Raw genomic sequence first — 25,671 nt, 5'->3', positions numbered from 1 at the left:
CGCCGGGCCGGGTCAGCTGGCGGGACTGACCGAGCTCATGTTGAAGTCGGGGACGCGCACCGCCGGCATCCGCGCGAGCGTGAACCAGTCCGCCCACTCGCGTGGAAGCGTCCGGACCGTTGCCCCGACCTCGGTGAGCCGTCCCAGCAGGTCCACCGGACTCTCGTTGAAACGGAAGTTGTTCACCGCACCAACGACCTCGCCGTCCTCGATCAGGTAGACGCCGTCACGGGTGAGCCCGGTGAGCAGGAGGATCTGCGGGTCGACTTCACGGATGTACCACAGGCAGGTCAGCAGCAGCCCGCGAGAAGTATTCGCGATCATCTCTTCCAGGGATGCGGTCCCGCCGCCGTCGAGGGTCAGGTTGTCGACGAACGGGGTCACCGCAACTGCTCCGGGGCTTGGGGCCTGCGGGCGCGCGATCGCACGATCGTCGCCCGCCCGTTGGCCCTCCAGGGCGCCACCACGAGCCGACGCACGGGTCTGGACCAGCGCGGCCAGCTTGCCATCCATGATCCAGTCGGTGCGTCGCAGCGGCAGTCCGTTGTCGAACACGCTGGATGTCGCCGACGAGGACGCCGCGATCACGAACGGGGTCGCGGAAAGCTCCGGGTCGAACGGGTCGCTGAACAGGTGCAGGCCGGGCGGGCCGAGCGTCTCACCGATTCTGGTGCCCCCGCCGGCCCGGCTGAAGACGGTACGTCCCTCGGCGGCGTCGCGGCCGGCGGCCGACCAGTAGGCGTAGGTGAGCAGGTCCGCGACGGCGGACGGCGGCAGCAACGTCTCGTAGCGGCCGGCCGGCAGTTCCACCGAGCGCGTGGCCCAGGCCAGACGCCGGCGCAGGAGCGCGTCGGTGTCCGGCACGGACACGTCGGTGAAGTCGTGCGTGGACTGGCCATGCCACACCGAGCCGCCGGGCGTGGCGCTCTTGGCGTTCCATTCCACGGAGCCCGTCGGCTGGCTGTGCCGTAGCCGGAGCCCCGCGGAGGTGCCGAGCCAGGTGGTGGTCAGTTCATGCTGGGCGAAACCGAACAGGCGCCGCCCGTCGGCCCGCGCCGCCTCGAAGGCGTCGCCGAGATCGCGGGCGAATGCGGCGAACACGCTGGTGCTGGTGCGTTGCGCGGGGTCCGCGAAGGTTGTCTGCGCTACTGCGTGCGCGGCCGCTACCGCTGTCCCGCCGCCTGGGTGCGCCATGGTGACCTCGGTGTAGCCGTCGGCGTCGGGACCGAGCAGCTCGGCGTAGTCGTCGGCGTTTCCGGCCTCGCGGGCGTCGGCCTCGGACAGCCGCAACAGCTTCGCCAGGTCGTCGCGGTCGGAGACACTGCTCGCGGAGCGGACCCCGAACGCGCGGCCCACCACGCTGATCACGGTGACGGACCGGTCCCGGGCCGCGCCGTTGGTGGTCAGGGTGTTGTTGGCCCACCGCAGGTTCACTGTGCTCGACTCGCCAGCGATCACCACGGCGCCGTCGGCCCGTGACGATGCCAGCGCCATCTCGACGATTTCGTGGGACTGCATCGCGCTCACCGGCCCGCCTCTCGCTGGGTGTTGAGAATGTTCACGCCCCGCAACAGCACGGACGGACAACCGTGGCTCACCGGGGCAACCTGGCCGGGCTGGCCCTTGCCGCAGTTGAACGCACCGCCCAGGACGTAGGTCGCCTCGCCGCCCACGGCCTCCAGCGACCCCCAGAAATCGGTGGTGGTCGCCTGGTATGCGACGTCGCGCAGCTGCCCGACGAGCTGGCCGCCGCGAATCTCGTAGAACCGCTGGCCGGTGAACTGGAAGTTGTACCGCTGCATGTCGATCGACCAGCTCTTGTCACCGACGACGTAGATTCCGCGTTCCACCCGGGAGATCAGTTCTTCGGTGGCCGGCCCGCCTGGGGCAGGCTGGAGTGACACGTTGGCCATCCGCTGGATCGGCACGTGTCCGGGGGAGTCCGCGAACGCGCAGCCGTTGGAACTCCGCACGCCGAGTGCGACGGCGTTCTGCGCGGCCATCCTGCGGTCGAGCTGGTAGCCGACCAGAGTTCCGGCGCGGACGATGTCCCACTGCCCGGCTTGCACGCCCTCGTCGTCGTAGCCGATCGTCGCCAGGCCGTGCGGGGCGGTGCGGTCGCCGGTGACGTGCATGGCGGGGGAGCCGTAGCACAGTGACCTGATCTTGTCCAGGGTTGCGAACGACGTGCCCGCGTAGGCGGCTTCGTAACCCAGCGCGCGGTCGAGTTCGGTGGCATGGCCGACCGACTCGTGGATGGTCAACCACAGGTTGGACGGATCGATCACCAGGTCATAGCGGCCCGGCTCCACCGAGGATGCCTGTGCCTTCTCCGCCAGCAGAGATGGGATGAGCGCGATCTCGCCGTCCCAGTCCCAGCAGCCCGCGGCCGGACCCGCCACCAGCCACTCCCAGCCGCGGCCGACCGGGGGCGCGATCGTACGCATGGTCTCGAAGCCGCCGGCGGCGCGCTCGACCCGGGTCGCCTCGAGCTGGCAGATCACCCTGACCCGCTGCTGGGTGGTGGTCGTCCCGGCCAGGTCCGCGTAGAACTTGTTCTCCATCACCTGCCCGAGCGTGCCGTCGACATGGTCGACATCCCTGGCGGTCATCAGCGTGCGGCACAGCCCGCCGACCCGTTCGATCTTCTCGGCGGTCTCGATCGTGAACGGGTCGACCGCGTAGGCCGACACCCACACCGCGTCGGTGTAGACGGGTTCATCGGCCAGCTCCACCGGTTCGCTGTTGAGCGGCCGTGCCACCTGCGCGAGCTCGACGGCCTGCCTGGTCACCCGGACGGCCTCGTCGACTGTGAGGTCGACGCCGGCGGCGAATCCCCACGTCCCGTCGTGAACGACCCGGACGGCGAAACCGACCGACAGGCCGTCGCCGCGGCTCTCCAGGCCGCCGTCGCGGAACGACAGCGACGCGTCGCGGGTCCGTTCGATGCGGATGTCGGCATGGGTCGCCCCACAGTCGCGGGCGGTCTGCAGTGCGGCGTCCGCGAGCGCCGCGCGGGGCAGCGTCAGGAACTCGGGGTCGATGTCATGGGACCGCGTGTCGGGCGCGGCCGGACCGCCGTGCCCGGTGCGGCCGACGCCGGCGCCCCCCGCCGAGGTGGTGGCAGATGTGGCCATGACCTCATCCTGACCCCTGGAGAAAGGATCTGCTCCAAAGGGCGGTCGGCGGGCGCTCCAGCGCGCTCCGGACGGGTCAGGGGAAGAGGCGCTCGATGACGTGTGCCACGCCGTCGGCGTCGTTCGAGGCGGTGATCTCGTCAGCTGCCGCGAGGACCTCCGGGTGTGCGTTGGCGACCGCGACGGCGTGCCCGGCCCAGGCGAACATAGGCAGATCGTTCGGCATGTCACCGAATGCGATCGTGTGTTGCGCGGATATGTCGTACTGCGCGGCGATCTCCGCCAGGGCGACTCCCTTGGAGATACCCGCTCCGGCGATTTCGACGAGATCGTGACTCGATGTGGTGACCACTGCGGCCGAGCCGGCGATCCGCGCGATCGCGACATAGGCGTCGGCCAGGGTGATCCCGCGTAGTTCCCGCCGGACCAGTAGTTTTGTCGCCGGCATCGCCAGCAGAAGTTCGGTGATGTGACCGACGCATTCGTGTGGATCGGGCCACATCGTGACGAAGGTCGGTTCCCGCCCGAAACGGGTACCGCTTTCCACCGCAAAGGCGGCATCGGGCACGAGAGCCCGGATTTCAGCGGTCAGCCACAGGGCCGTGGTGGTGTCCAGAGCGCGATGCGTGACTGTCGAATTGTTGTCCAGGTCGTAGACGAGCGCGCCGTTGGCGCAGATCGCCAGGCCGGACGCGCCGGTCTGGGCCACGATCTCGGCCATCACCCGCGTGGGCCGGCCGGTGACGAACACCACGAGCGCGCCGGCAGCCTCGACCCGGCGCAGCGCGGCCCGGGTGCGAGCGGAGACCGAGCCATCCGATCGGATCAGCGTTCCGTCGAGGTCGGTGGCGACGAGCGAGGGACGGAACACAATCGTTCAGTAAACCGCATGAGAGCGCTCGGCGGTACGTCGGCCGCACTCCGCTGCGTCGCCGGTGGTGTCTGCCGCGGTGTCCCGTCCACTCGCGGCGGCGGTGCGTTACCATGCGCATGGTCCGTGCCGATGTGCTTCATGCCGATGTCTTTGCGGCCGGCCGGACGGGGTCTCCTGGGTGCTGGAGCCTCCGGACGGCGAACAGATCCTCCCAGCGGCCAGGGTGATCATTTTTGCGACCGGTGGGAAGGATGGATTTCGGTAACGATGAAAACGTACGATGAACTGTATCTGGAGCTCGCCGAAAAATGGCGCGAACGGACCGCAGGATCCGGTAGCGTCGACGCTCTCGAAAAAGGGATTCACCATATCGGGAAGAAACTCCTCGAAGAGGCCGCCGAAACCTGGATGGCGGCCGAGTACGAGGGGCCGCAGCGGGTCGCGGAGGAGTTGTCGCAGCTGTTGTACTGGAGTCAGTTGGTGATGATTTCCGCGGGTCTCGCCCCCGAGGACGTATACTCGAAGCTGTGACGGTCGATGTTCTGTGTGTATCCGGTGCCAAACTGTGACACGGGGGCTATGATGCTTCGACTCGCGGTGCCCAACAAAGGTGCACTCGCCACGGCATCCAGTCAGTTGCTCGTCGACGCCGGCTACCGGGCGCATCGGGAATCGGCGGAACTGGTCATCGCCGACACCGAGAACGATATCGAGTTCTTCTTCCTCCGGCCTCGCGACATCGCCGTCTATGTCGGGGCGGGTCACCTTGACATCGGCATCACCGGCCGTGACCTCCTTATCGACAGTGGTGTCGCCGCTGACGAACTGCTGCCGCTCGGGTTCGGGTTCTCCACCTTTCGCTATGCCGCGCCGCTTGGCGCGTTGGACGGCATTGCGGGCCTGGCCGGGACGCGCATAGCAACGTCGTTCCCCGGCCTGGTCGCGGCCGACCTGGCCGAGCGCGGCATTGATGCCCGCATCGTGAAACTTGACGGCGCGGTGGAGACGGCCGTCCGGCTCGGAGTGGCCGATGTCGTCGCGGACGTGGTGGAGACCGGGCGCACGTTGCGTGCTCACGGCCTAGCCCTGGTGGGTGAGCCGGTGTTGCGTTCCGAGGCCGTTGTCATCGTGAAGAAGGGGCTGGAGCTCGTGCCCGCCCACGAGCGCCTGCTGCGTCGCATTCAGGGGGTCCTGGTCGCTCGGCGTTATGCGATCATGGACTACGACGTTCCCAATTCAGTACTGGAAAAGGCGTGCGAGATTACCCCGGGTTACGAGTCGCCGACGATTTCACCGTTGCAGCGTGAGGATTGGGTGGCCGTGCGCGCCATGGTGCTCCACGCCGAGGTGAACCGGGTGATGGATGATCTGTGGGAGATCGGCGCCCGGGGCATCATGGTCTCCTCGATCCGGGCCTGCCGCCTGTAGTAGCACGCCGGTGGTTTCAGCGACCAGCCGCATCCCGAAAGTGCGAAGAGTATCTTGTGCCAGGTGGGTTGGAAGGGAGACGGGAGCGGAGAGTGAACGAGGCTCCTGCGCCGCACTCTAAGCATGTCCCCGCATCGGTCGGTGCGGGGACGCCATCGGGCGGGCCGATCGAACGACTACTCGGCGAACTGCACGGTGGGTTTCGCGACAATCGCGACGGAGCGGTTGCCACCTATATCCCACAGCTTGCGCACGCCGACCCGAATGCCTTCGGGATCGCCATGACAACAATGGACGGCCACAGCTACAGTGTGGGCGACAGCATGCTGCCGTTCACGATCCAGTCGGTTTCCAAGCCGTTCGTCTATGCCCTCGCTCTGCATGATCGTGGTTTTGACGACGTCATCCGCAGGGTCGGGGTCGAGCCTACCGGCGACGCCTTCAACGCCATCACGCTTGAAGCCGGTACCGGCCGGCCGTTGAACCCGATGGTCAACGCGGGAGCGATCCTCACCGCGAGTCTGATCGACGGACGGGATCCGGCCGAGCGTTTCGAGCGAATTCGTCAGGGGTTGTCGGCGTTCGCCGGCCGCGAGCTCGACGTGGACGAACAGGTCTTCGCGTCCGAGCAGGCCACCGGTGACCGTAACCGCGCCATCGCCTACCTGATGCGTAACGCCGGAGCATTGCAGGGATCGGTTGATGAGATCTGTTCCATCTACTTCCGGCAGTGCGCCGTTCTCGTCACCGGTACCGACCTGGCCGTCATGGCGGCGACACTCGCGCTCGGCGGCGTCAACCCACTGACGAAGCAGCGGGTCGTGTCCGAGGCGGACGTGGGCAGCGTTCTCGCGGTCATGGGTACCTGCGGTATGTACGACCACGCTGGTGAGTGGTTGTTGCGGGTCGGGCTGCCGGCCAAGAGCGGCGTCGCAGGGGGGATCTGCGCGGTTCTACCGGGCCAGCTGGGTGTCGGCCTCTATAGTCCTCTCCTGGATCACAAGGGCAACAGCGTCCGTGGGGTTCTCGCCTGTCGAGAGATGTCCGAGCGTTTCGCCTTGCACCTGCTGCGCCCGGGGGGTCAGCCGGCGCATCCGGTCCGCTTCACCTACCGCGGGGACACGGTCAGCTCCAAGCGGGTCCGGCCGGAACGGGACAGGGAGGTTCTTGCGCGGTCGGGTGCGGCGTTCGTCGTGTATGAGCTTCAGGGCGATCTTGCGTTCGCGAGCGCGGAGCGGCTGCTACGGACAGTGGCTGATCACCTTGACGGCATCTCGTGGATCGTATTCGACCTGCGGCGGGTCGCAGCTATCGACGAACCGGCTGCCTGCCTGCTCCGGGTGTTGTTGGCCGATCTCGCGGATCGGAAGGTCACGACGCTGTTCGTCGACCCGCGGGCGCTCCCGGCCGTCGCCGGGCTGATGCGCTCGGACTGGTCCACCGAGCGACTTCCTGATCTTGAGATCGCGCTCGAGTGGTGTGAGGAAGCCCTGCTGATGCGGGCGAACCTCACCACGCTCCCACCGACCGTCCGGGTCCCGTTCGCCGGGCAGGAGCTGCTTGCCGAGTTGGCACGCGACGAGGTCGCGGTCGTCCGATCGCTCACCAGGAGCCAGTCCTATGAGCGTGGGGAAGTGATCTTCGATGCGGGCGACCCGGCCGATGCCATCTACTTCGTGACCCGCGGTCTGGTCAACGCCGAGGTTCAAGCGGGAAAGGCAGTGCGGTGGCTCCGCCTCAACACCGTGCCGGCCGGGGCCGCCTTCGGCGAGCTGGCACTTGTCGACGGCGGGTTGCGCTCCACCCGCATCACGGTGGCGGAGCCGACCGAGTGCGAGGTGCTCTCCCTTGCCGCGTTCGAAGAACTGCGCCGGAGCAACCCGCGCACCTGCGACGCGATCTACCGGGCGATCGCACGGAGCCTGTCGGCCCGGCTTCGGCGGGCCACCCGGGAGATCCAGTCGATGCAGGACTGACCGTCGTCAGCGGTGACTGAGGATCAGCGACATTCCCTCGCTGCGGGTCGCGGTGCTCAGGAACTGCCCGCGCACGGCTGAGGTGACCGTACGGGCGCCGGGCTTGCGGACTCCCCGCATGGACATGCACAGATGTTCGGCCTCGACGACGACCATGACCCCACGAGGTGACAGCGCCCGCTCCAGCGCGTTGGCGATCTGGGTGGTGAGCCGTTCCTGCACCTGCGGGCGGCGCGAGTACAGGTCGACGAGTCTCGCCAGTTTCGACAGCCCGGTGATCTGCCCGGCTTCGTTCGGGATGTAGGCGACATGCGCCTTGCCTGCGAACGCGACCAGATGATGTTCGCACAACGACGTGAAGTCGATGTCGCGAACCAGCACCATCTCTTCATGACCTTCGTCGAAGACGGTGGTGAGCACCTCGGACGGGTCCCGGCCGAGGCCCTCCACCGCTTCCTGATAGGCCCGCGCGACCCGCTCCGGGGTCTTGCGCAGGCCTTCCCGATCCGGGTCCTCCCCGATGCCGATCAGAAGCTCACGCACAGCGCGAGCCACCCGGTCGTGGTCGAAGGGACGGACCGCCCGAGGCCCCAGATCAGGCCGTTGCCGCTCGGGCGGACCGTCACTGCCGGCAACACCCTTACCGTCGCCGGGGGCGACGCCGTCGGCGCCGATCCCGGCGACATCCCCTGGAACATCCCCTGGAACGTCGGCAGGAGCCGAAGACGTGTACCCGGTGGGTGCGAGACCGTAATCGGTCGTCAACGGCGTCCCCTGTCGTCGTCGTTCGGCAGCGTCGGCGGTGCCCAAGGGTTGGACATCTTCGGTGCGGCCGACGTCGGCTCCGCAGGTGCCGATCCGCCGCCCGCGTTCTGCTCCGTCGCCGTGGCGTGGTCATCGGAGGAAACCTGACCGGATCCGGACCCATTCCCGGTGGCCGCCGGCACGCTGCTGCCGTTGCCGTGTGCGGCACCATTGGTCCGGCCGCCCTGACCGATGGTGGCGTTGGGTACCAGATCCGTGACATCGCCGGGCTTGGCCAGCCCCAGCTCGGCCGGGGTCATCACCGGCGGCTGGTCGGACGGCAGGCGCTTGCCCACCCCCGTGTACGAGCCGCGGCTGGGCCGCTTCTGGACTGTCGCGAAGATCTCCAGAACCGCGTCCTTGCCGAGCGTTTCGACATCCATGAGTCGCAGAACAAGGTTGTCCAGTACGTCCCGGTACTGAACGAGGATCTCCCACGCCTCGTCGTGCGCCGACTCGATCAGACGGCGAACCTCCGCGTCGATCTCCGCGGCAACCTGCTCGGAATAGTCGCGCTGGTGGCCCATGTCGCGCCCGAGGAACACCTCGTTGCTCTCACCGCCGAACTTCAGCGCTCCGAGCGTGTCACTCATGCCGAACTGGGTGACCATGGCTCGGGCGACCTTCGTCGCCTTCTCGATGTCGTCGCTGGCACCTGTGGTCGGCTCGTGGAAGACGAGTTCCTCGGCGGTCCGCCCGCCCAGGAACATCGCGAGCTCGTCCAACATCTCCGATCGGGTACGCAGGTAACGATCCTCGAGCGGTAGCTGCATGGTGTAACCGAGCGCCCGGCCGCGGGGCAGAATCGTGACCTTGTGGACGGGGTCGCTGTTGGGCAGGGCGTGTCCGACGAGGGCGTGCCCACCTTCGTGGTAGGCGATCCGCTTCTTCTCCTTGTCGCTTATGACCCGGTTCTTGCGTTCCGGTCCGGCCATCACCCGGTCGATCGACTCTTCCAACAGGGCCGAGGAGATGAACTTCTGGTCGGACCGGGCCGTGAGCAGCGCAGCCTCGTTGAGCACATTCGCCAGGTCTGCGCCGGTGAACCCCGGCGTACGCCGCGCGATGGTCAGCATGTCGATGTCGGGCTCCATCGGCTTGCCCTTGGCGTGGACCTTCAGAATCGCCTCACGGCCGAGCAGGTCGGGGCGATCGACGACGATCTGGCGATCGAACCGTCCCGGGCGTAGCAGCGCCGGGTCCAGGATGTCGGGCCGGTTCGTGGCCGCAATGAGAATGACGCCGCCCTTGACGTCGAACCCGTCCATCTCGACCAGGAGCTGGTTGAGGGTCTGCTCGCGTTCATCGTGGCCACCGCCGAGACCGGCGCCACGGTGGCGACCCACCGCGTCGATCTCATCCACAAAGATGATCGCTGGTGCGTTGGCCTTGGCCTGCTCGAACAGGTCCCGCACCCGGCTTGCGCCGACACCGACGAACATCTCGACGAAGTCCGAGCCGGAGATCGAGTAGAACGGCACGCCGGCCTCACCCGCGACCGCGCGGGCCAAGAGCGTCTTGCCGGTTCCAGGCGGTCCGTACAGCAGTACCCCTTTGGGGATCTTGGCGCCCATCGCCTGGAACTTGCCCGGGTTCTCCAGGAACTCCTTTATCTCCTGGAGTTCCTCGATCGCCTCGTCGGCACCCGCGACATCGACGAAGGTCGTCTTCGGTGTGTCCTTGCTGACCAGCTTGGCCTTGGACTTGCCGAAGTTCATGACCCGGTTGCCGCCGCCCTGCATCTGGTTCATGAAGAAGAACAGCAGCAGCACGACCAGCAGCACTGGTAGGAGGTTCAGCAGCAACGACACGAAGATGTTGCCCTGATCGACCTTGACCTCGTAGGCGACCCCCTTCTCGTGGAGCTTGTCGGCGAGATCGGTCGCCTGGCGGCTGACATAGGACGATTCGTACTTTCCGTCCTTTGTCTTGATCTGGATGCGCTGCTTGGAGTCCTGGATTGTGGCGCTGACGACCTGACCCGATTCGATCTTTTGCTGGATGGAGTTCAGGTCACTCTTGGTGTACTCGCTTGAGCCCGACAACACCCCGGTCATGAGAATGATCACGAACAGGGCCAGGAGCCCGAGAGGCACCCAGCCGCGGAAGATTCTTCTTGGAGTCATCTGCCTGGAGCGCTGGACACGCGCGCTCCACCCTCCTGACGTGTGTACTGCCCTCGTTCGGGATTCCCTTGTGCCGAGGGTACCGCCGGTACCCGCGCCTTACCGCGCGTACATCCGAGCAACGGGCAAGGGAAGCGTCCTGTTCCACCTCGGTGCCCCGAATGGGTGGTTCGTCGAACAGGTTCGTAGCCGTCAGAGCACGTGGTGATCAGTGGGGTCCCCCGATGTGCAGTGTTTTGGATCTTCTCGGTCGGCTGGAGGTGCCCAGCCGACGCTGGAAAACCGGCGGCACCGGTCCATCCGCCGGACGCTCTCACCGGGCGCCGCGGTCGATCGCCTCCTGGGTCAGCGTTCCGACATATGGCAGGGTGCGGTAACGCTCGGCGTAGTCGAGACCGTAGCCGACGACGAAGGCGCTCGGTATGTCGAAGCCGACATACTGTACGTCGATGTCGACGGCCAGTGCCGCCGGCTTGCGTAGCAGCGCGAGCACCTCCAGCGATGCCGGGCTGCGCGACCGCAGGTAGCGCAGCAGCCACGACAGGGTCAGGCCCGAGTCGATGATGTCCTCGACGACCAGGACGTCCTTGCCCTCGATGGGGCGGTCCAGGTCCTTGAGGATGCGCACGACGCCTGAGGACGACGTCGCCGAGCCGTACGACGAGACGGCCATGAACTCCATGGTCAGTGGCACAGTCAGTAGCCGGGACAGGTCCGCCATCACCATCACCGCGCCCTTGAGGACACCGACGAGCAGCACCTCGCGACCGGCGTAGTCGGCATCGACCAGCGCCGCCAGCTCCCTGATCCTGGTGGCGATCTCGTTGGTGCTGACAAGGACCTCGGCGATGTCGGGATGCGGGCTGGCCCGCGGCCGGTCCTCCGCCCCGGCGCCGGCTGACCCGGCGCCGGCTGACCCGGTCCGGTCGGACCCGGTCCGGTCGGGCACCGTGTGCGCAGTGCTCACCTGAGCCTCCCTGGTGTTTCCACGCGGCTCGCCACCGTCGGCGGCGGGCGTGGAGGTGTCTGGCCGGGTCCCCGACCCGGGTGTCACGGGCGCGGGTCGAGGGTCTCCATCGCACCGGCCGGAGGCCTCGAATCCGCAGGTCGCGAACCCCGGAGGCCGCGCTACCGAGATCCTGCCATCGGCGCGCGTCGCGATGACACCCGAGGGCAGCGGGACCGGCTTCTGTCCGCGCCATCTCGTCACCAGCTCGTCCATGGCCCGGATGTGATCGGCTCGCAGCCCGGTCGGTGCGCTTCCGAGCGTACGTGCCGCCCGCCGCATCACCCGGCCCCGAAGCGCGGTGCTGAGCCCCGCGAGGCCGGCGAGGTCCAGGTCGATGCGGACGGCTGCGCCGGCCGGCCCGGCAGGGTGGGCCAGTTGGTCGTAGACAACCGCCGCATCGGCGTCGAGCGCCTCATTGTCCGCCCGCAACAGGTCGGCGGTGCGGGCGAGGGCCTCGGCGATACCCGGGCCGAGGGTGTCCTCCAGAACAGGCAGGACCCGGTGGCGGACCCGGGCCCGCGCGAACGCCTCGTCAGCGTTGGTCGGGTCATCCCACGGGGTGAGCCCGTCGGCGAGGCAGGCGTTTCGGGCCACCGACCTGCGGATGTCCAGCAGCGGGCGCCGGAACAGGCCGTCGCTGCGCGGCATGCCCGCCAGCGTGCGTGCGCCGGAGCCGCGGGCGAGTCGCAGCAGCACCGTCTCGGCCTGGTCGTCGAGGGTATGGCCGAGCAGCACGGCGCTCGCGCCCAGGCGCTCGGCGGTGCAGGTCAGAACGGACCTGCGGGCGTCGCGGGCGGCTCCCTCCGAACGCGGTGAGCGCGCCGGCAGGATTTCGACGGGGTCGAGGCCGAGCTCCCGTCCCTGCGCGGCCACTGTGTCCGCCTGGGCGGCGGAACCCTCATACCAACCGTGGTCGACGGTGAGCAGCCCGCCGCGCAGCGCCCGGCGCGGTGCCAGGAACGCGAGCGCGGCGGCCAGCGCCAGTGAGTCCGGACCGCCCGAGCAGGCCGCGAGCACCAGGCTGCCCGGGGGGAGGTCGGCAATCGAGCGGCGGAGCGCGACCCGGACCTCGGCCGCGGCCCTGCGGTGGGCCATGGCGGCTACTCCCGCATGGCGTTCAGGCACAGGCACAGGCACCGGCACCGGTTCAGGCACAGACACAGGCACAGACGGCGGGACGGTCGTGCTGCCCGGGGCAGGCACACACTATTCCGATCACGCACTATGCCGATATCGACGGGCGCGAGCCCAGGACACGTTGCATCCAGGCGCCTGGATCGACCAGCTCCGACCGGGTCGGCAACGTCTCGGGAGATTCCCAGACCAGGTTGAACGCGTCGACCCCCGCCTCGGCAACGACAGCCCGGACAAAGGCGCCGCCTTGGCGGTACTGCAGCAGCTTGAGGTCCAGTCCGAGCAGGCGGCGGACAAAGCGGTCGATCGGTGAACCACCACCGCGGCGGTTGTCGAAGCGTGACCGGATCTCGGCGACGGTCGGGACGACCTTGGGGCCGACCGCGTCCATGACCTGGTCGGCGTGCCCCTCCAGCAGGGTCATCAGTGCCTGCAGTCGATCCAGGACCTGGCGTTGGGCGGGCGTCTGCAGGGCCTCGACGATGCTCGGCGCGTTCGGCCCACGGTCGAGCACGGCGCCGCGCAGCGCGGAGACGGCCGATCGCACCCGTTCGGCGAGGACGTCCGCGTCGAGGTCGGTCGCCTCGATGAAGGAGGTGATCTCGTGCTCCAGATGCGTCCGCAGCCACGGGACGGCGGTGAACTGGATGCGATGGGTCTGTTCATGCAGGCAGACCCACAACCGGAAGTCGTGCGGGTTGACGGCCAGCGCCTGTTCGGCATGGGCGATGTTCGGTGCGACCAGGCTGAGTCGCCCTGGGCGTCCCGGATGTCCCGCCGTGCCGGTTTCACCGGGTGTCCCGGGTGTCCCGGGTGCATCGGTTTCATCGGGGGGGAGGAAGACCTCGTACTGGCCGAGAACCTTGCCTGCGAGGTAGGCCAGCGCGGTGCCGAGCTGTACCCCGGTGACCCGGCGGCCAACAGCCGTGGACAGCTTGCCTCGATCGCGGTCCGCGAGCTTGTCGAGCAGCGGTTCGCTCACCACCCGAAGGCCGGCGACATTCGACCGGACCCATTCCGGCCGGTCCACCACGACGATCGGTGTCGGCGGACCAGCCGGTTCCAGCCTGGTGTATGCCTGGACATGGCCTTCCGCCTCGGCGGCCAGCCGTCGCAGCTCCGCAACCACCGTGTCCGCTTCGGAGCGGGCCACGGGCGGGCCAGGTCGGACAAGCCGCCGCGCTGTCGTTACCGCGAGGTCCCAGTCGACTAGCTCGGCGTCCACATCCGCCAGCCTATGTCCCTCCCCCCCACGATGACAGGCATTGTCGCCCGCGCGTGCCTGTCATCGGTGGGTTGCACTCAGCATCCGCAGGACTCGAGCGCGACGGCCACCTGGTCGAGGGCGGCACGGGTGGCCCCGGCCTCCTCCACGGGGGCGAAGAAGCCGAACAACAGCAGCCGGCCGTCGCTGTCCACAACCTGGCCGACGAGGCTTGTCACGATCCGCAGGCTGCCGGTCTTCGCCCGCACGTCGCCGGCACCGGCTCGGGTGTCGGCCGAGTCGTAGCGGTCGTTCAGCGTCCCGGAGAACCCGGCCACCGGGAGCCCTGTGATCAGTGTTCGCAGCGCTGGGTGCCCGGGCAGGACGGCCGTCCGCAACAGTGCCACGAGGGTGGCCGGGGCAATCCGGTTGGATGTTGACAGACCGCTCGTGTCCGCAAGGTAGGTTCCGGCCGTCGGCACGCCCAGTTCCCGCAGCACATCGAGTACCGCACTGGTGGCGCCGGCGAACGAAGCCGGCAGGCCGCGGGCGTGGGCCACCAGCCGGCCGAGGCTCTCGGCGAGGTCGTTGTCGGAGTAGGTGAGCATTCGCTCGACCAGCACCGGAATCGGCGGACTCTGGACGGCGGCAAGCTGCCGTGCGCCAGGTTGGGCGACGCCGGCGGCTGGCAGGGCGCCGATTTCGGTCGAGTTGACCTGCACTCCGCAGCGGCGCAGCGCCGCCGCGAACGCGTTGGCAGCGGCCATCGCCGGCGTGGTCGTGCGCGGGCCGGTCGCGCCCGCAGCGCCGCGACCGCCGTCCACCTCGAGCGCGGAGACCGGTGTGACGTTGCCGTCGGTCACATAGCTGTCGCGCCAGCCCTCGCCAGTGGGCGGTCCGGTGAACAGTGTCTGGTCTGCGACCACCCGGTCGACCTGGGTGACGCCGGTCCCACGTACCTGTGTGGCGAGGTCCGACAGGCGTGCGAAGGACGGGTAGCCGGTGGGCCCGGCGGCTGCGGTCAGGGTCGGATCGCCCGCACCCACCAGCCACAGGGTCCCGCCGCCGACAACGGTGGTGGCAGCACCATCCGCGGTGGCGGGTGGACTGTAGAAGGCCCGGGTCGTAAGGGTTTCCCGTGGGCCGAACGTGGTCAGCGCGGCCGCGGCCACCACGGTCTTCAAGGTGGACGCCGGTGCTGTCGGCAGGTCGGACCGGCGGTCCAGCAGCAGGGCCCCGGTCAGCGCGTCCACCACCAGCCCCGCCGGGTTGCCCAACGCGGGGTTCGCCAGCGGACCGGCGAGCCGGGCGCCCAGCGTGGCGGGGTCGGCGGCCCGCGCTGCCGGATCCAGTGCCGCGAAGGGGACTGCCGCCGGTCGGGAGTCGGTGTGGGCGACGCCCGGTCGTTGCGGCGGAGCGACGGAGAGCTGGCCGGCAAGCAGAGCCCCGGTGATGGCAGTCAGCCCGCCGACCCGACTCCGCATCCCAGGGGACACCTGCGAGAGACTACGTCGGGTGAATCCGAGTCGCATCACCTGCACGGGGAATATCCCGGACAGACTCCGCAGCCGATCGAGGTCGGGAGACTTCACCGCGGGGCCACCCCGTCCGTCGGCGCCAGGTAAGCGGCGGATGGCTGATTTTACATGATCGGGTCGCGGCGGTCCTGGGCGGCGGTCGTAGCCGCAGATACTGGTAACAAGTACAGAACACGCGGGCGCTCCGGACGGGACGCGCCCACCAACATGACAGGGGACGGTGTGGACCTCGAGTTCGATGTGACCATCGAGATCCCGAAGGGGCAACGCAACAAGTACGAGATGGATCACCACACCGGGCGTATCCGGCTCGACCGGATGCTGTTCACGTCCACTCATTATCCCTCGGACTACGGGTTTATCGAGGGTACGCTGGGCCGGGATGGTGATCCTCTGGACGCGCTCGTCCTGCTGGAGGAGCCGACGTTCCCGGGCTGCCTGGTGCGATGCCGCACGATCGGCATGTTCCAGATGAGCGACGAGAAAGGCCCGGACGACAAGGTGCTGTGTGTGCCGGTCGCGGACGTCCGCCAGGAGCACCTGCGTGACATCAGGCACCTTCCCGAGTTCGACCGGCTGGAGATCCAGCACTTCTTCGAGGTCTACAAGGACCTTGAGCCGGGCAAGTCGGTCGAAGGTGCGTCCTGGGTCGGCCGGACCGAGGCGGAGCGGGAGATCCTCGCCTCGGTCCTGCGCGAGAAGGAATCGGCCACCCCGACGGATGAGCAGCACGACGAGGATACACCCGAGGTCGCGGAAGATCCCGCGCCGCAGGTGAAGTCTGCGTGAGGTACGCCTGACGCGGTCGTGACGCACCGGTGGGAGCCGCTGATCGCGGTCGTGGTGAGGGATCTTCACTGATTCACCACCACGACCGCGCTCAGTAACCCCTATCCCCACACGCTGAGCGCTTGCCATGTCACGCCTGTTAGATGGGATCATGCTGGAGGGCTCTGCCAGCAGGCAGACGACCACATGGCGAAGCACTCTGGGCCTCCACCGACGTGTCCACGGTGTGGCGGCAGGGGCACGGTGGTGGTGACCGGCGACGGCACAGCTGGACATTCTGGTACGCGACCGCACCGACCCGAATGAGGTCAAACTGGCGGCGTCCGGTCAGACCATCCCGAGTCTGGCGGAGGCTCACCTTCGGGACCGTAACCAGGCGCCCAGATCGTCTCGTAGTGCGGGCAGCGACCTACCGCCGTAGCGGGAAGCTCACCTTTTCCGCCCCCGCTACGTCTCGCGCGGGCGAGTGCCGCACCTTGCGCCCGCCGACACTGCTTGCATTGCACCCGGACCGCGGTCACCATCCGCTCCGGATCACGTGCGGGTCGGTCGGTCATCGGCGGGTCACCGTCCCCTCGCCGCCGCAGCGCGGGCAGGTCGTCGTACCGTGATCAACTGAGTGGGAGGCGGTGTAGTCCTTCCCGCCCCGCTTCGTGCCGCCGCTGCCCGACGAAGCTCAGCCCGGGGTTTGTGAAGGGATCTTCACCGGTGCTCACCGTGCCGCATGCGCCGCGCCATGCCATGCAGGAGCCGGACGGGCCGCCTCCCACTCGGCGCGTCGGAGCTGTGATCGCGTCCGTACCGCCGAAAGTTGATACCTGAGCGACCGATGCGCTACGAGGGTTGATCGCTTCTGGGCTGCAAGAACCCTGGTAAGACAGGGTCTGAGCCGGAGGCGGGGATTGAACCCGCGACCTATCGCTTACGAGGCGATTGCTCTGCCACTGAGCTACTCCGGCATGGTGCTGGCCTGCATCCTGAGTATGCCAGACCACGTCGGCTTCCCTGAGTCGGCGGTGGGCGATCATCGGTGTAGGACCGCCGGAGCCGATGAGCCGGCGACCCACCGGGTCCACGTTGTGGGGCCACCGAGATCTGGAAGATCGAATCGGGATGCTGATCCAGTGTGTTTCTGATGACTATTTATTGACGGCATGTAATCATTATGTTACAGAAATGTGTTGGAATCTCGAGGTCGGGCCTTGCCCACCACCCCGCTCGCAGCGGTTCCGGAGAGCGTGCGTAGGGTTTCGACCATGACCGGGGACGCAACTGCAACAGCGACGAGGGGGGCTTCTCTACTCATCGCGGAGGATGACGAAGCTTCTCGAGTTGCGCTTGCCCGCAGCCTTGAACGGTTCGGGTATCGAGTGCTGGAGGCGGCAGACGGAGAAGCCGCGCTCAAGCTTTTCCAGACCACTGAGGTCGATCTTGTTGTGCTTGACGTCGCGATGCCGCGCATGGACGGATTTGCCGTCCTGAGCCGGCTGCGGCAGACCAGTGAAGTACCTGTGATCATGCTGACAGGACGGGCCGAAGAGGTCGACCGTGTCGTCGGCCTGGAACTGGGCGCCGACGACTACGTGGTCAAGCCGTACTCGCTTCGGGAACTCGTAGCACGCGTGCGGGCACGGCTTCGCCGCCGTCCGGTGGAGCCGCCGCCGCAGCGCACCGGGGACGGGAACGACCCGCTGGTCTATGGCGATGTCTCCATAGACCTGCGTGCGCGTGAAGTCGCGGTCGCGGGTGAGCGTATTGATCTGACCGCGCGCGAGTACGAGCTGCTGGCCTTCCTGGCCAGTCACCCCCGCCGTGTCTTCAGCCGTGAGGAGCTGTTGGAGCAGGTCTGGGGCACGCGTTTCCAGGATCCGGCCACTGTGACCGAGCATGTTCGCCGGGTACGGACCAAGGTCGAGGGGCGGCCGCCGCAACGTCGGCTGGTCACCACCCTGCGCGGTATGGGATACCGCTTCGACCCCTGAGCCGTTCGCAGACGCGGGCCTGCTGGTGCGGCACCGGAAAATCATGATCACGATGCCGGTGGCCCGGTGGCCCGGCCTTGCGACGCCGAACCCCTACTGTCGGTCGTTCTTAGTCACGAAAGTATGTCTAGTCACGAAAGTATGTCGGGGTCGTGCTGGGGGTGGGTTGCTTGTCGGCGCAGGCGGCGTCGGGTCCGGGCGTTGTCCGGTGACGCAGCCGCGGGAACCGATGTCATGGGTTGCGTCCCGACGCTCGTGGCGATGCCGCCGTCTGCGCTGTGAACACGTGAGCTGACAGTGAGGGAACGGTGGGTAGCCGGGCTGTCCGCGGGAGAGCTGCCTGCCTCCGCATCGGCGGTACCGCCCGGCCCGGCCGTGGGGTCGGGCCGGGCGGTGGTGTCCGGCCCCGAGTGGGCCCCGTCGTACGCCTTGCGTGAACCGCAGACACTTGCCCGGCTGCACGCGGATCGTCCGCCGCCTGCGTCCAGCTTGACCATGACCTGGTCACGCGGTACATCGTGGGAAACGACCCGCCCATCGCCCTCAGGGGTACTCACCCGGGCACCCACGGCCGGGACCTCCGCCTTGAACTGCTCGTAGAGTGGGTGCTCGTACCGCAGACAGCACATCAGCCGGCCACAGGCGCCACTGATTTTCATGGGATTCAGCGGCAGATCCTGATCCTTGGCCATTCGTATGGTGACCGGTTCGAAGTCCGTGAGGAACGTGGCGCAGCACAGGTCACGTCCGCAGGAGCCGATCCCGCCCTGGATGCGGGCGCTGTCCCGGGCGGAGAGCTGACGCAGGTCGATGCGGGCTCCCAGCGTTCGGGCGAGATCGCGTACGAGCGCTCGGAAATCGACTCGATGGTCGGCACTGAAGTAGATGGTGAAGATGCTGTCGGTCTGGATGTAGTCGACTCCGACGACTTTCATGGGTAGCTCGTGCTCACGGATCAATCGCTTTGCGGCAACCCGCGCCTCGGCCCGGCGGCGGCGGGAGACCGCGCGCCGTTCGATGTCGGCGGTCTGCGCCATCCCCACGAGAACCGGCAGTCCGCCGATGTCCTCGCTGACCCACTGCGGTGCCCACATGCATTCGGCAACCTCCGGCCCGGCATCGGTCGGGAAGAGGACCTTGTCGCCGATTTTCGGCGCATATTGCCCGGGATCGGCGTAAAAGAGCCGCCCACGCGGGGAAAAGGTCACGGCGCACATCATTGGCATGCCGTCCGCACCGCCCTCGACCTGTGCTGGTTGCCGACCGGGCCGTGCCGGGTCGGCGCGACGGGCCCCCGTCGTTTCATCAGACTACGCGGGGTAGGTACGACCAGGTGCGTGAACGGGTGACCCAGGTCGACCGATCGGCGCCGGATGGCGTCATCCCCGAGGTCATCCCCGAAGTCATCCCCGAGGTCGGCCACCGGGTCAGCGCAGCCGGACGATCTCGTCCCCAGCGGGGTCGGCGGGCAACCGGTAGACCGCATAGGGAGCCGCGATCACCGGGGCGGCTACGTTGCGAACAGGCGTGCCACCCGGGGTGAACCCCCGTTCGCGACCGTAGTGGGCATGTCCGTGGACGGCGAGTGCGACGCGCACGGCGGATGAGTCAATGGCGGCGCCCAGATGATGGCTGCCGAGGAAGGGGAAAAGCTCGAGCGGTTCGCCGTCCAGCGTGTCCGGCACGGGGGCATAGTGGGTAAGCACGATTTGCCACTGGGTGTCAAGTTCTGCCAGTGCGGCGCGTAAGGTCTGCGCGCATTGTTCACCGTGGCGGGCGAAGGACTTCATCTCATCTTCGCCGAAACTTTCCGCGCTGCGGCTGGTGAAGCCGCCGGCGAAGCCTTTGGCGCCTGCGATACCGATAGTTGTCCCGTCGCTGGGCACGGTCACGGTAGATCCGTCGAGAACCGTCACCCCGGCCCGGGACAGCATCTCGGTGATGGTGGCCTGCCTGCCGTCGTGGTGGTCGTGGTTGCCGAGCACGGCGATCACGGGTAGGTCAAGGCCGCCGAACACCTCGCAGACGGCGGCAGCCTGGGCGAGTTCACCGCCCTCGGTCAGATCACCGGCGAGCAGGAACACGTCTGCCTCGTCCGCGGCCCGTTCGAACAGTGTTCGTAACCTGGGCCCGGCCCCGGCTTCGATGTGCAGGTCGCCTACTGCCGCGATCGTGACCATGTGAGCACCTTTCCGTGAGCGCCGCCCAGCGGTCAAGAGGGACACTACGACGCGACGGTGCGCGCTCACAGGTTCGCTCACCCGACGTTGGCGCGTCTGAAGGGTCAAAGGGCGTGCGACGTTCGTCAGATCGCATCCCCGGAGGCCGCAGGCTCCGGAGTGCTAACGGCTCGGAGGGACGGCCTGTCATGGTGAACGAGCAGGAGGCGGTGTTCGGTGATATCGCGGACTGGGGTGACGGCGCAGACGGGTGCGTGGTTGACGTGCGCGAGCATCCCGACAGCGCGATCGGATCGTCCCCACCGCACACCCGGGCCTACCGCGCGGGTGTGCTGGAGGCTTCCGGGTTCCCGGTATCGGCGGTCGGTGACTATCTGGAGCGGCCGGGCACGGTCGTGTGGCTCGATCTGTGCGCGCCGGACCACGCCGGCCTCCAGACCATCGCCCGGCTGCTCAAGCTCGACCCGCTGGCCCTCGAGGACGCGGTCAGTCCCGGCGAGCGGCCGAAGGTCGACCGTTACCGCACCCACCTGTTCCTCAACGCCTATTCTGTGGGGCTGGATCTGGGTACTGGCGCGCTGACCGCACATGAGATATCCGCCTTTGTCACGCCTTGGGTACTGGTGACGGTCCGCGGCGATGAGGGATTCGACATCGACGCGGTCGTCCGGCACTGGGACGTGAATGCCGACCTTGCGGTGCACGGGGTCGGCTTCCTGCTGCACGGTCTGATCGACTATCTGGTCGACGGCTATTTCGACACCGTGCAGGAGCTGGATGCAGAGATCGACAAACTGGAGGATCTGCTCTTCGCGGACACCCCGGACGACCTCCTGGTCCAGCGGCGCAGTTTCGAGATCCGCAAGAGTCTGGTCCTCCTGCGCCGCGACGTGTTGCCGATGCGTGAGGTCGTCAACACCCTGATGCGTCGGGATTTTCGGATCATCGACGAGGCGATGCTCCCCTACCTTCAGGACGTCTATGACCACGTGCTACGGGCGACCGAATGGACGGAGAGCCTTCGCGATCTCGTCACGACGATCCTGGAAACCAACCTGACCATCCAGAGCAACCGCCTGAACGTCATCATGAAGAAGCTGACCGGCTGGGCCGCGGTGATCGCGGTGCCGACCGCCGTCACCGGGTTCTACGGCCAGAACGTCCCTTATCCCGGATTCGGTAGCGAGTGGGGTTTCCTCGTCAGCCTGGTCATTCTTCTCGGGTGCGCGAGCGGGCTCTACCTCGCCTTCCGGCGGCGGGGATGGCTGTAGCCGGTTCCGTTCCGGGGTCGGAACCGGCTACTTGGACGCCTCGCGCAGCAGGTGTCGCGCTATGATCAACTGCTGGATCTGCGAGGTGCCTTCGTAGATCCGGAAAAGCCTCGCGTCCCGGTAGAAGCGCTCGACCGGGACTCCTCTGATGTAGCCCGCGCCGCCGTGAATCTGGACCGCCCGGTCGGCGACCCGGCAGACCATCTCGCTGCAGAAGTACTTCGTCGCGGACGGCCCGACCTTGGTGTCGGCGCCGGCGTCAAAGGCTCGCGCGGTCTCGACCACCAGCGCGCGGCCGGCGTACAGGTCGGTCACCGAATCGGCGATCATGCCCTGGACAAGCTGGTAGTCCCCGATCGGCCGGCCGCCCTGGTGTCGCTGCGCGGCCCAGGACACCGACTCGTCCACCAGCCGCTGCGCGAGCCCCACGCACAGCGCGGCAATGTGGATGCGGCCGTGGGCCAGGCAGCGCATGGCGGTCGCGAAGCCGTACCCCTCGCCGGCGTCCCCGCCGACGAGGTGGGTGTGGGGAACGCGTACCTCGTCGAGGTAGACGTCCGAGCTCCACGCACCGGCCTGCCCCATCTTGTGGTCCCGCGGTCCGATCGTGAGCCCCGGCGAGCCCTTCGGCACGATGAAGTTGGAGATGCCACGGGTCGCCGGGACGTCGGGGTTCGTGCGGGCGAACACGAAGATGGCGTCGGCGATCGGGGCGTTGGTGATGTAACGTTTGGCGCCGCTGATCACCCATTCGTCACCGTCGCGGTAGGCGCTGGTGGTCAGGGTGGACGGGTCGGAACCGGCGTCGGCCTCGGTGAGCCCGAACGACGCGGTCACCTCACCGGAGGCCAGCAGCGGCAGCCAGTACTGCTTCTGCTCCTCCGTACCGCCCTCAATGATCACATGTCCGGCGATGCCGTTGTTGGTACCGAACATCGACCGCAACGCGGGCGTCGTGTACCCGAGCTCGAAGACGAGCCGGGCCTCTTCGCTCATGGACAGCCCGAGGCCGCCGTACTCCGCCGGAATGGCAAAGCCCCACAGGCCCATCTCCTTGGTGGCGTTCCGGATGTCGAGCGGGACCTCGTCCTTCTCGTCGATCTCGTTCTCGACCGGTACGACACGATCACGGATGAACGTCCGGACGGTGGTCAGGATCTCGGAGAAGTCCGCCGCATCCATTCCGTTGCCTCCGCAGGGTTCGGGATCTCTACTGGGGTGGGGCCGGTGACCGGCAGCGCCGTGCTCGCGATCGTATCGATGATCTATACGATAAATCCACTGTTGCAGCAGTCAACCATCCGGCGGGATCGCGTGCGTCGGCACACCTGACCAGCGATGATCCCGGTAAGGGGTGGACTGCGTCGAACCGGCCGCGCCCCCACCGACTGTGAGGAGCATGACGAATGCTTGACGCCGTGATCTGTTCGCCGCTGCGTACGCCGGTCGGTGGCTTCGGGGGTGTCTTCACCGACACCCCCGCCACAGAGCTCGCCGCCACCGTGATCCGGGCACTCGTCGAGCGGACTGGTCTGCCGGCGGACGCGATCGACGACGTGGTGTTCGGCCAGTGCTACCCGAACGGGGAGGCGCCGGCGATCGGACGGGTCGCAGCCCTCGACGCCGGCCTCCCGATCGAGGTGCCGGGCCTGCAGCTCGACCGCCGCTGCGGCTCTGGCCTGCAGGCCGTGCTGCTCGCCGGCATGCAGGTGCAGACCGGCGTGGCCGACCTCGTCCTGGCCGGTGGGGCCGAGAGTATGAGCCAGGCGGAGTTCTACACGACCGGGATTCGGTGGGGGACGAGGAAGCCGAGCGTCGACCTCGTCGACCGGCTGGCGCGCGGCCGGGTCACCGCGGGTGGAAAGGACTACCCGGTACCGGGCGGAATGCTGGAGACCGCGGAGAACCTCCGCCGCGAGTACGGAATTTCCCGTACCGAGCAGGATGAGCTCGCGTTGCGGTCACATCAGCGGGCGGTCGCGGCGCAGCGGGCCGGCTACTTCGCCGACGAGATCGTGCCCGTGGCCGTCACCGACCGCAAGAAGGGCACGGTCCTCGTCGACACCGACGAGCACCCACGGGCGGATTCGAGCCTGGAGCGGCTGGCCACCCTGCGGCCGATGATGGTGCGCAGCGACCCGGAGGCAACGGTCACCGCTGGTAACGCCAGCGGCCAGAACGACGCCGCGGCCGTCTGCCTGGTCACCCATCGTGAGCGGGCAGAGCAGCTCGGGCTGCGTCCGCTCGGACGCATCGTGTCGTGGGCGGTCGCCGGGGTGCCGCCGCGGACGATGGGAATCGGGCCGGTTCCCGCGACCGCGCGGGCGCTGGAACGGGCCGGCCTCAAACTCGCCGACATCGACCTGATCGAGTGCAATGAGGCATTTGCCGCCCAGGTGCTGGCGGTGACCCGGGAGTGGGGGTTCGCTCCGGCTGACTTCGACCGGCTGAACGTGAACGGGTCCGGCATCTCCCTTGGGCATCCGGTCGGCGCGACGGGCGTGCGTATTCTGGCGACCCTGTTGAACGAGATGCACCGGCGAGGTGTCCGCTACGGCCTGGAGACGATGTGCATCGGTGGCGGCCAGGGCATCGCAGCGGTGGTGGAGCGTATCGCCTGACGTTCTTCCGGGCAGGGCTGCCGTTGCGCTGCCCTGCCCGGTATTGCGTTGCATTGCCTTGCGCTGCCCGGCCCGGCCCTAACGGCCGGTGAACCGCGGTGGGCGGTGCTCGTTGAACGCGCTGGCGGCCTCGAAAAGATCATGGGATGGCATGAATGCGGCGTTCCAGGCCCGGACGTAGCGCAGGCCGGTCTCGACCACGGGGCTACGGGCGGCGTCCAGAACGTCCTTGACACCCGCGACGACCAGCGGCGGATTGGCCGCGATCTCCTCGGCGAAGGCATGGGCGGCGGCGAGCGTGGCGGCCGGGTCCGGTAGGACGTCGTTGACCAGCCCGATCCGCTCGGCGCGGGCTGCGGTGATGTTCCTGCCCGTCAGGGCGAGTTCCCGCAGGTGGCCGTCGCCGATGATGGCTGGTAGGCGTTGCAGGCTACCCACGTCGGCGACCATGCCGGCCTTCACCTCTCGCACGCTGAACCTCGCCTCGGTACTCGCGTACCGGACGTCGCAGGCGGCCACCAGGTCGACCCCGCCGCCGATGCACCAGCCGCTGATCGCGGCGGCGACGGCCTTGCGGCAGGCCGCGACCGTGGTGAGCGCATCCTGCATGGACCGCAGTTTGTGCAACAGCACGGTGCGCCCGCGAGCGAGACCGCCGTCGTCCCCGGTCGGTCCGATGACCTCCCCGAGCATGGTCCGCAGGTCCAGGCCGTAGCAGAAGTTGTCACCGGAGCCGGTGACCACCACGGCGCGAACGCTGTCGTCGGCGTCCAGCGCGGCGAACACCAGCGGAACCTCCCGCCAGAAGTGCGGGCCCATGGCATTGCCCTTGCCCGGGCCGACAAGCGTGACCTGAACGACCGGTCCGCGACGCTCGACCTGGAGTGACATCAGCGACTGCGTTGGTGGATCGGTGAACACGTACGGTTCCAGGCCGATCTGTTCGCGACTGATGGGTCCCCCCTATGCTGATTACTGCGGCCCTGGTGGTGGTGAGCGGTACGGCCCAGCCGTACTGCTAAGATCATCGGTAGAGGACGGCGCTCGCACTGCCGGCGAAGCCCGGCGACCGGGCCACATAGTCCATTGATGAGCTCGAGCGCAGCGTAAGGTCGAGCGTTGCCGGGACGCAGTCGTTGTAGGAGTTCACGATGAGTCTGCCCTGCACCCGGATCGTCGACCCCGCCACGTCGGTGAAGAACAGATCCGCCACACAACCGAGTTCCGGGTAGGACGCCCGTCCGACGTTGTCTCCGAGGTTACCGTTGGTCAGCGAGATCTTCACTGTGTAGGTTGCTGATCCGGGCTGGCTCACGCTTCCAGACCATGAACCCGGAAAGCCCGAAGGCATGTCGTAGGTACGCGGTGCCGGTGCCGGTGCAGCCGCGGACTGTTGCGTGGCGGGCGAGCGACCGGAACCGACGCCACCGCCTGCGCCACCGCCTGCGCCACCGCCGATGCCGCCGATGCCTGCTCCGGATCCGGCGATGGCACCGGCACCGGCACCCGGGCCACTCATAGTTTTCAGGACGACATCGGTGGGCGGGGCGGTCGGCAGCGCAGCGGTCGGTAAGTCAGGGGTCGGGGTCGATGGTGTA

General features: G+C 67.9%; 19 protein-coding genes, 1 tRNA gene and 1 pseudogene. 7 read left to right on the top strand and 14 right to left on the bottom strand.

Annotation, left to right across the window (positions count from 1 at the left end; translation table 11 throughout):
- Positions 1-12: 12 nt before the first annotated feature.
- The 3 genes from U9977_RS03770 to U9977_RS03760 form a co-directional block, all read right to left on the bottom strand.
- A complete protein-coding gene (locus U9977_RS03770) occupies positions 13-1,518 on the bottom strand; it encodes a metallopeptidase TldD-related protein (protein ID WP_322747745.1) in 1,506 nt (501 codons plus the stop codon).
- Positions 1,519-1,523: 5 nt separating this feature from the next.
- Positions 1,524-3,137 carry a TldD/PmbA family protein gene (locus tag U9977_RS03765; protein ID WP_322747744.1) on the bottom strand — a complete coding sequence of 538 codons (1,614 nt, stop codon included), beginning with the start codon at positions 3,135-3,137 and terminating at the stop codon, positions 1,524-1,526.
- A gap of 76 nt (positions 3,138-3,213) precedes the next feature.
- The gene (locus U9977_RS03760) at positions 3,214-4,008 is read right to left on the bottom strand and encodes a Cof-type HAD-IIB family hydrolase (protein WP_322747743.1); all 795 of its coding nucleotides are present in this window, start codon (positions 4,006-4,008) and stop codon (positions 3,214-3,216) included.
- Positions 4,009-4,278: 270 nt separating this feature from the next.
- Here U9977_RS03760 and U9977_RS03755 point away from each other — a divergent pair, with 270 nt between their 5' ends.
- From U9977_RS03755 to glsA, 3 genes are all read left to right on the top strand, one after another.
- Positions 4,279-4,542, top strand: coding sequence for a phosphoribosyl-ATP diphosphatase (locus U9977_RS03755; RefSeq protein WP_322747742.1), 264 nt, complete (start codon positions 4,279-4,281; stop codon positions 4,540-4,542).
- A gap of 51 nt (positions 4,543-4,593) precedes the next feature.
- Positions 4,594-5,439: an ATP phosphoribosyltransferase gene (gene hisG / locus U9977_RS03750; RefSeq protein ID WP_322747741.1), complete on the top strand. Its 846-nt coding sequence runs from the start codon at positions 4,594-4,596 to the stop codon at positions 5,437-5,439.
- 92 nt (positions 5,440-5,531) lie between these two features.
- Positions 5,532-7,415, top strand: coding sequence for a glutaminase A (gene glsA, locus U9977_RS03745; protein WP_322747740.1), 1,884 nt, complete (start codon positions 5,532-5,534; stop codon positions 7,413-7,415).
- 6 nt (positions 7,416-7,421) lie between these two features.
- Here the strand turns inward: glsA and folE are convergent, their stop codons facing one another.
- From folE to dacB, 5 genes are all read right to left on the bottom strand, one after another.
- Positions 7,422-8,090: a GTP cyclohydrolase I FolE gene (gene folE, locus U9977_RS03740; protein ID WP_416210122.1), complete on the bottom strand. Its 669-nt coding sequence runs from the start codon at positions 8,088-8,090 to the stop codon at positions 7,422-7,424.
- Between the two features lie 86 nt (positions 8,091-8,176).
- Complete coding sequence (gene ftsH, locus U9977_RS03735) at positions 8,177-10,345, bottom strand: ATP-dependent zinc metalloprotease FtsH (protein ID WP_322747738.1); 2,169 nt, start codon at positions 10,343-10,345, stop codon at positions 8,177-8,179.
- A gap of 313 nt (positions 10,346-10,658) precedes the next feature.
- Entirely contained in the window at positions 10,659-12,449 is a 1,791-nt protein-coding gene (gene hpt / locus U9977_RS03730) for a hypoxanthine phosphoribosyltransferase (protein ID WP_322747759.1), read from the bottom strand.
- Between the two features lie 127 nt (positions 12,450-12,576).
- Positions 12,577-13,713 carry a zinc-dependent metalloprotease gene (locus U9977_RS03725; protein ID WP_322747737.1) on the bottom strand — a complete coding sequence of 379 codons (1,137 nt, stop codon included), beginning with the start codon at positions 13,711-13,713 and terminating at the stop codon, positions 12,577-12,579.
- 77 nt (positions 13,714-13,790) lie between these two features.
- A complete protein-coding gene (dacB, locus tag U9977_RS03720) occupies positions 13,791-15,176 on the bottom strand; it encodes a D-alanyl-D-alanine carboxypeptidase/D-alanyl-D-alanine-endopeptidase (protein ID WP_322747736.1) in 1,386 nt (461 codons plus the stop codon).
- Positions 15,177-15,437: 261 nt separating this feature from the next.
- On the opposite strand from dacB, the gene U9977_RS03715 reads away from it, so the two are divergent.
- On the top strand, positions 15,438-16,019 hold the full coding sequence (locus tag U9977_RS03715) for an inorganic diphosphatase (protein WP_416210464.1): 582 nt from the start codon (positions 15,438-15,440) through the stop codon (positions 16,017-16,019).
- 887 nt (positions 16,020-16,906) lie between these two features.
- Here the strand turns inward: U9977_RS03715 and U9977_RS03710 are convergent.
- Positions 16,907-16,978, bottom strand: a tRNA-Thr gene (locus U9977_RS03710).
- A gap of 297 nt (positions 16,979-17,275) precedes the next feature.
- Here U9977_RS03710 and U9977_RS03705 point away from each other — a divergent pair.
- Positions 17,276-18,001 carry a response regulator transcription factor gene (locus U9977_RS03705; protein ID WP_322747734.1) on the top strand — a complete coding sequence of 242 codons (726 nt, stop codon included), beginning with the start codon at positions 17,276-17,278 and terminating at the stop codon, positions 17,999-18,001.
- Positions 18,002-18,132: 131 nt separating this feature from the next.
- Here U9977_RS03705 and U9977_RS03700 read toward each other — a convergent pair whose 3' ends face one another.
- Together U9977_RS03700 and U9977_RS03695 are read right to left on the bottom strand one after the other, a co-directional pair.
- Positions 18,133-19,227, bottom strand: a complete 1,095-nt coding sequence (locus U9977_RS03700) for a regulatory iron-sulfur-containing complex subunit RicT (protein WP_322747733.1) — start codon at positions 19,225-19,227, stop codon at positions 18,133-18,135.
- A gap of 201 nt (positions 19,228-19,428) precedes the next feature.
- Entirely contained in the window at positions 19,429-20,181 is a 753-nt protein-coding gene (locus U9977_RS03695; protein WP_322747732.1) for a metallophosphoesterase family protein, read from the bottom strand.
- A 188-nt stretch (positions 20,182-20,369) separates the two neighbouring features.
- Here U9977_RS03695 and U9977_RS03690 point away from each other — a divergent pair, with 188 nt between their 5' ends.
- Positions 20,370-21,452, top strand: coding sequence for a magnesium transporter CorA family protein (locus U9977_RS03690; RefSeq protein ID WP_322747731.1), 1,083 nt, complete (start codon positions 20,370-20,372; stop codon positions 21,450-21,452).
- Between the two features lie 27 nt (positions 21,453-21,479).
- Here the strand turns inward: U9977_RS03690 and U9977_RS03685 are convergent, their stop codons facing one another.
- Complete coding sequence (locus tag U9977_RS03685) at positions 21,480-22,634, bottom strand: acyl-CoA dehydrogenase family protein (protein ID WP_322747730.1); 1,155 nt, start codon at positions 22,632-22,634, stop codon at positions 21,480-21,482.
- A 224-nt stretch (positions 22,635-22,858) separates the two neighbouring features.
- Between U9977_RS03685 and U9977_RS03680 the strand changes: the two genes are divergently transcribed.
- The gene (locus U9977_RS03680; RefSeq protein ID WP_322747729.1) at positions 22,859-24,073 is read left to right on the top strand and encodes an acetyl-CoA C-acetyltransferase; all 1,215 of its coding nucleotides are present in this window, start codon (positions 22,859-22,861) and stop codon (positions 24,071-24,073) included.
- Positions 24,074-24,151: 78 nt separating this feature from the next.
- Here the strand turns inward: U9977_RS03680 and U9977_RS03675 are convergent, their stop codons facing one another.
- On the bottom strand, positions 24,152-24,964 hold the full coding sequence (locus tag U9977_RS03675) for a crotonase/enoyl-CoA hydratase family protein (protein ID WP_322747728.1): 813 nt from the start codon (positions 24,962-24,964) through the stop codon (positions 24,152-24,154).
- 133 nt (positions 24,965-25,097) lie between these two features.
- Positions 25,098-25,671: pseudogene (locus tag U9977_RS03670) on the bottom strand (hypothetical protein); the annotation flags it as partial.

It is taken from the genome of Protofrankia sp. Cas8 (genome assembly GCF_963555845.1).
In the GTDB taxonomy this organism is placed as follows: Bacteria; Actinomycetota; Actinomycetes; order Frankiales; family Frankiaceae; genus Protofrankia.
This window is presented reverse-complemented; position numbering and strand designations above follow the sequence as displayed.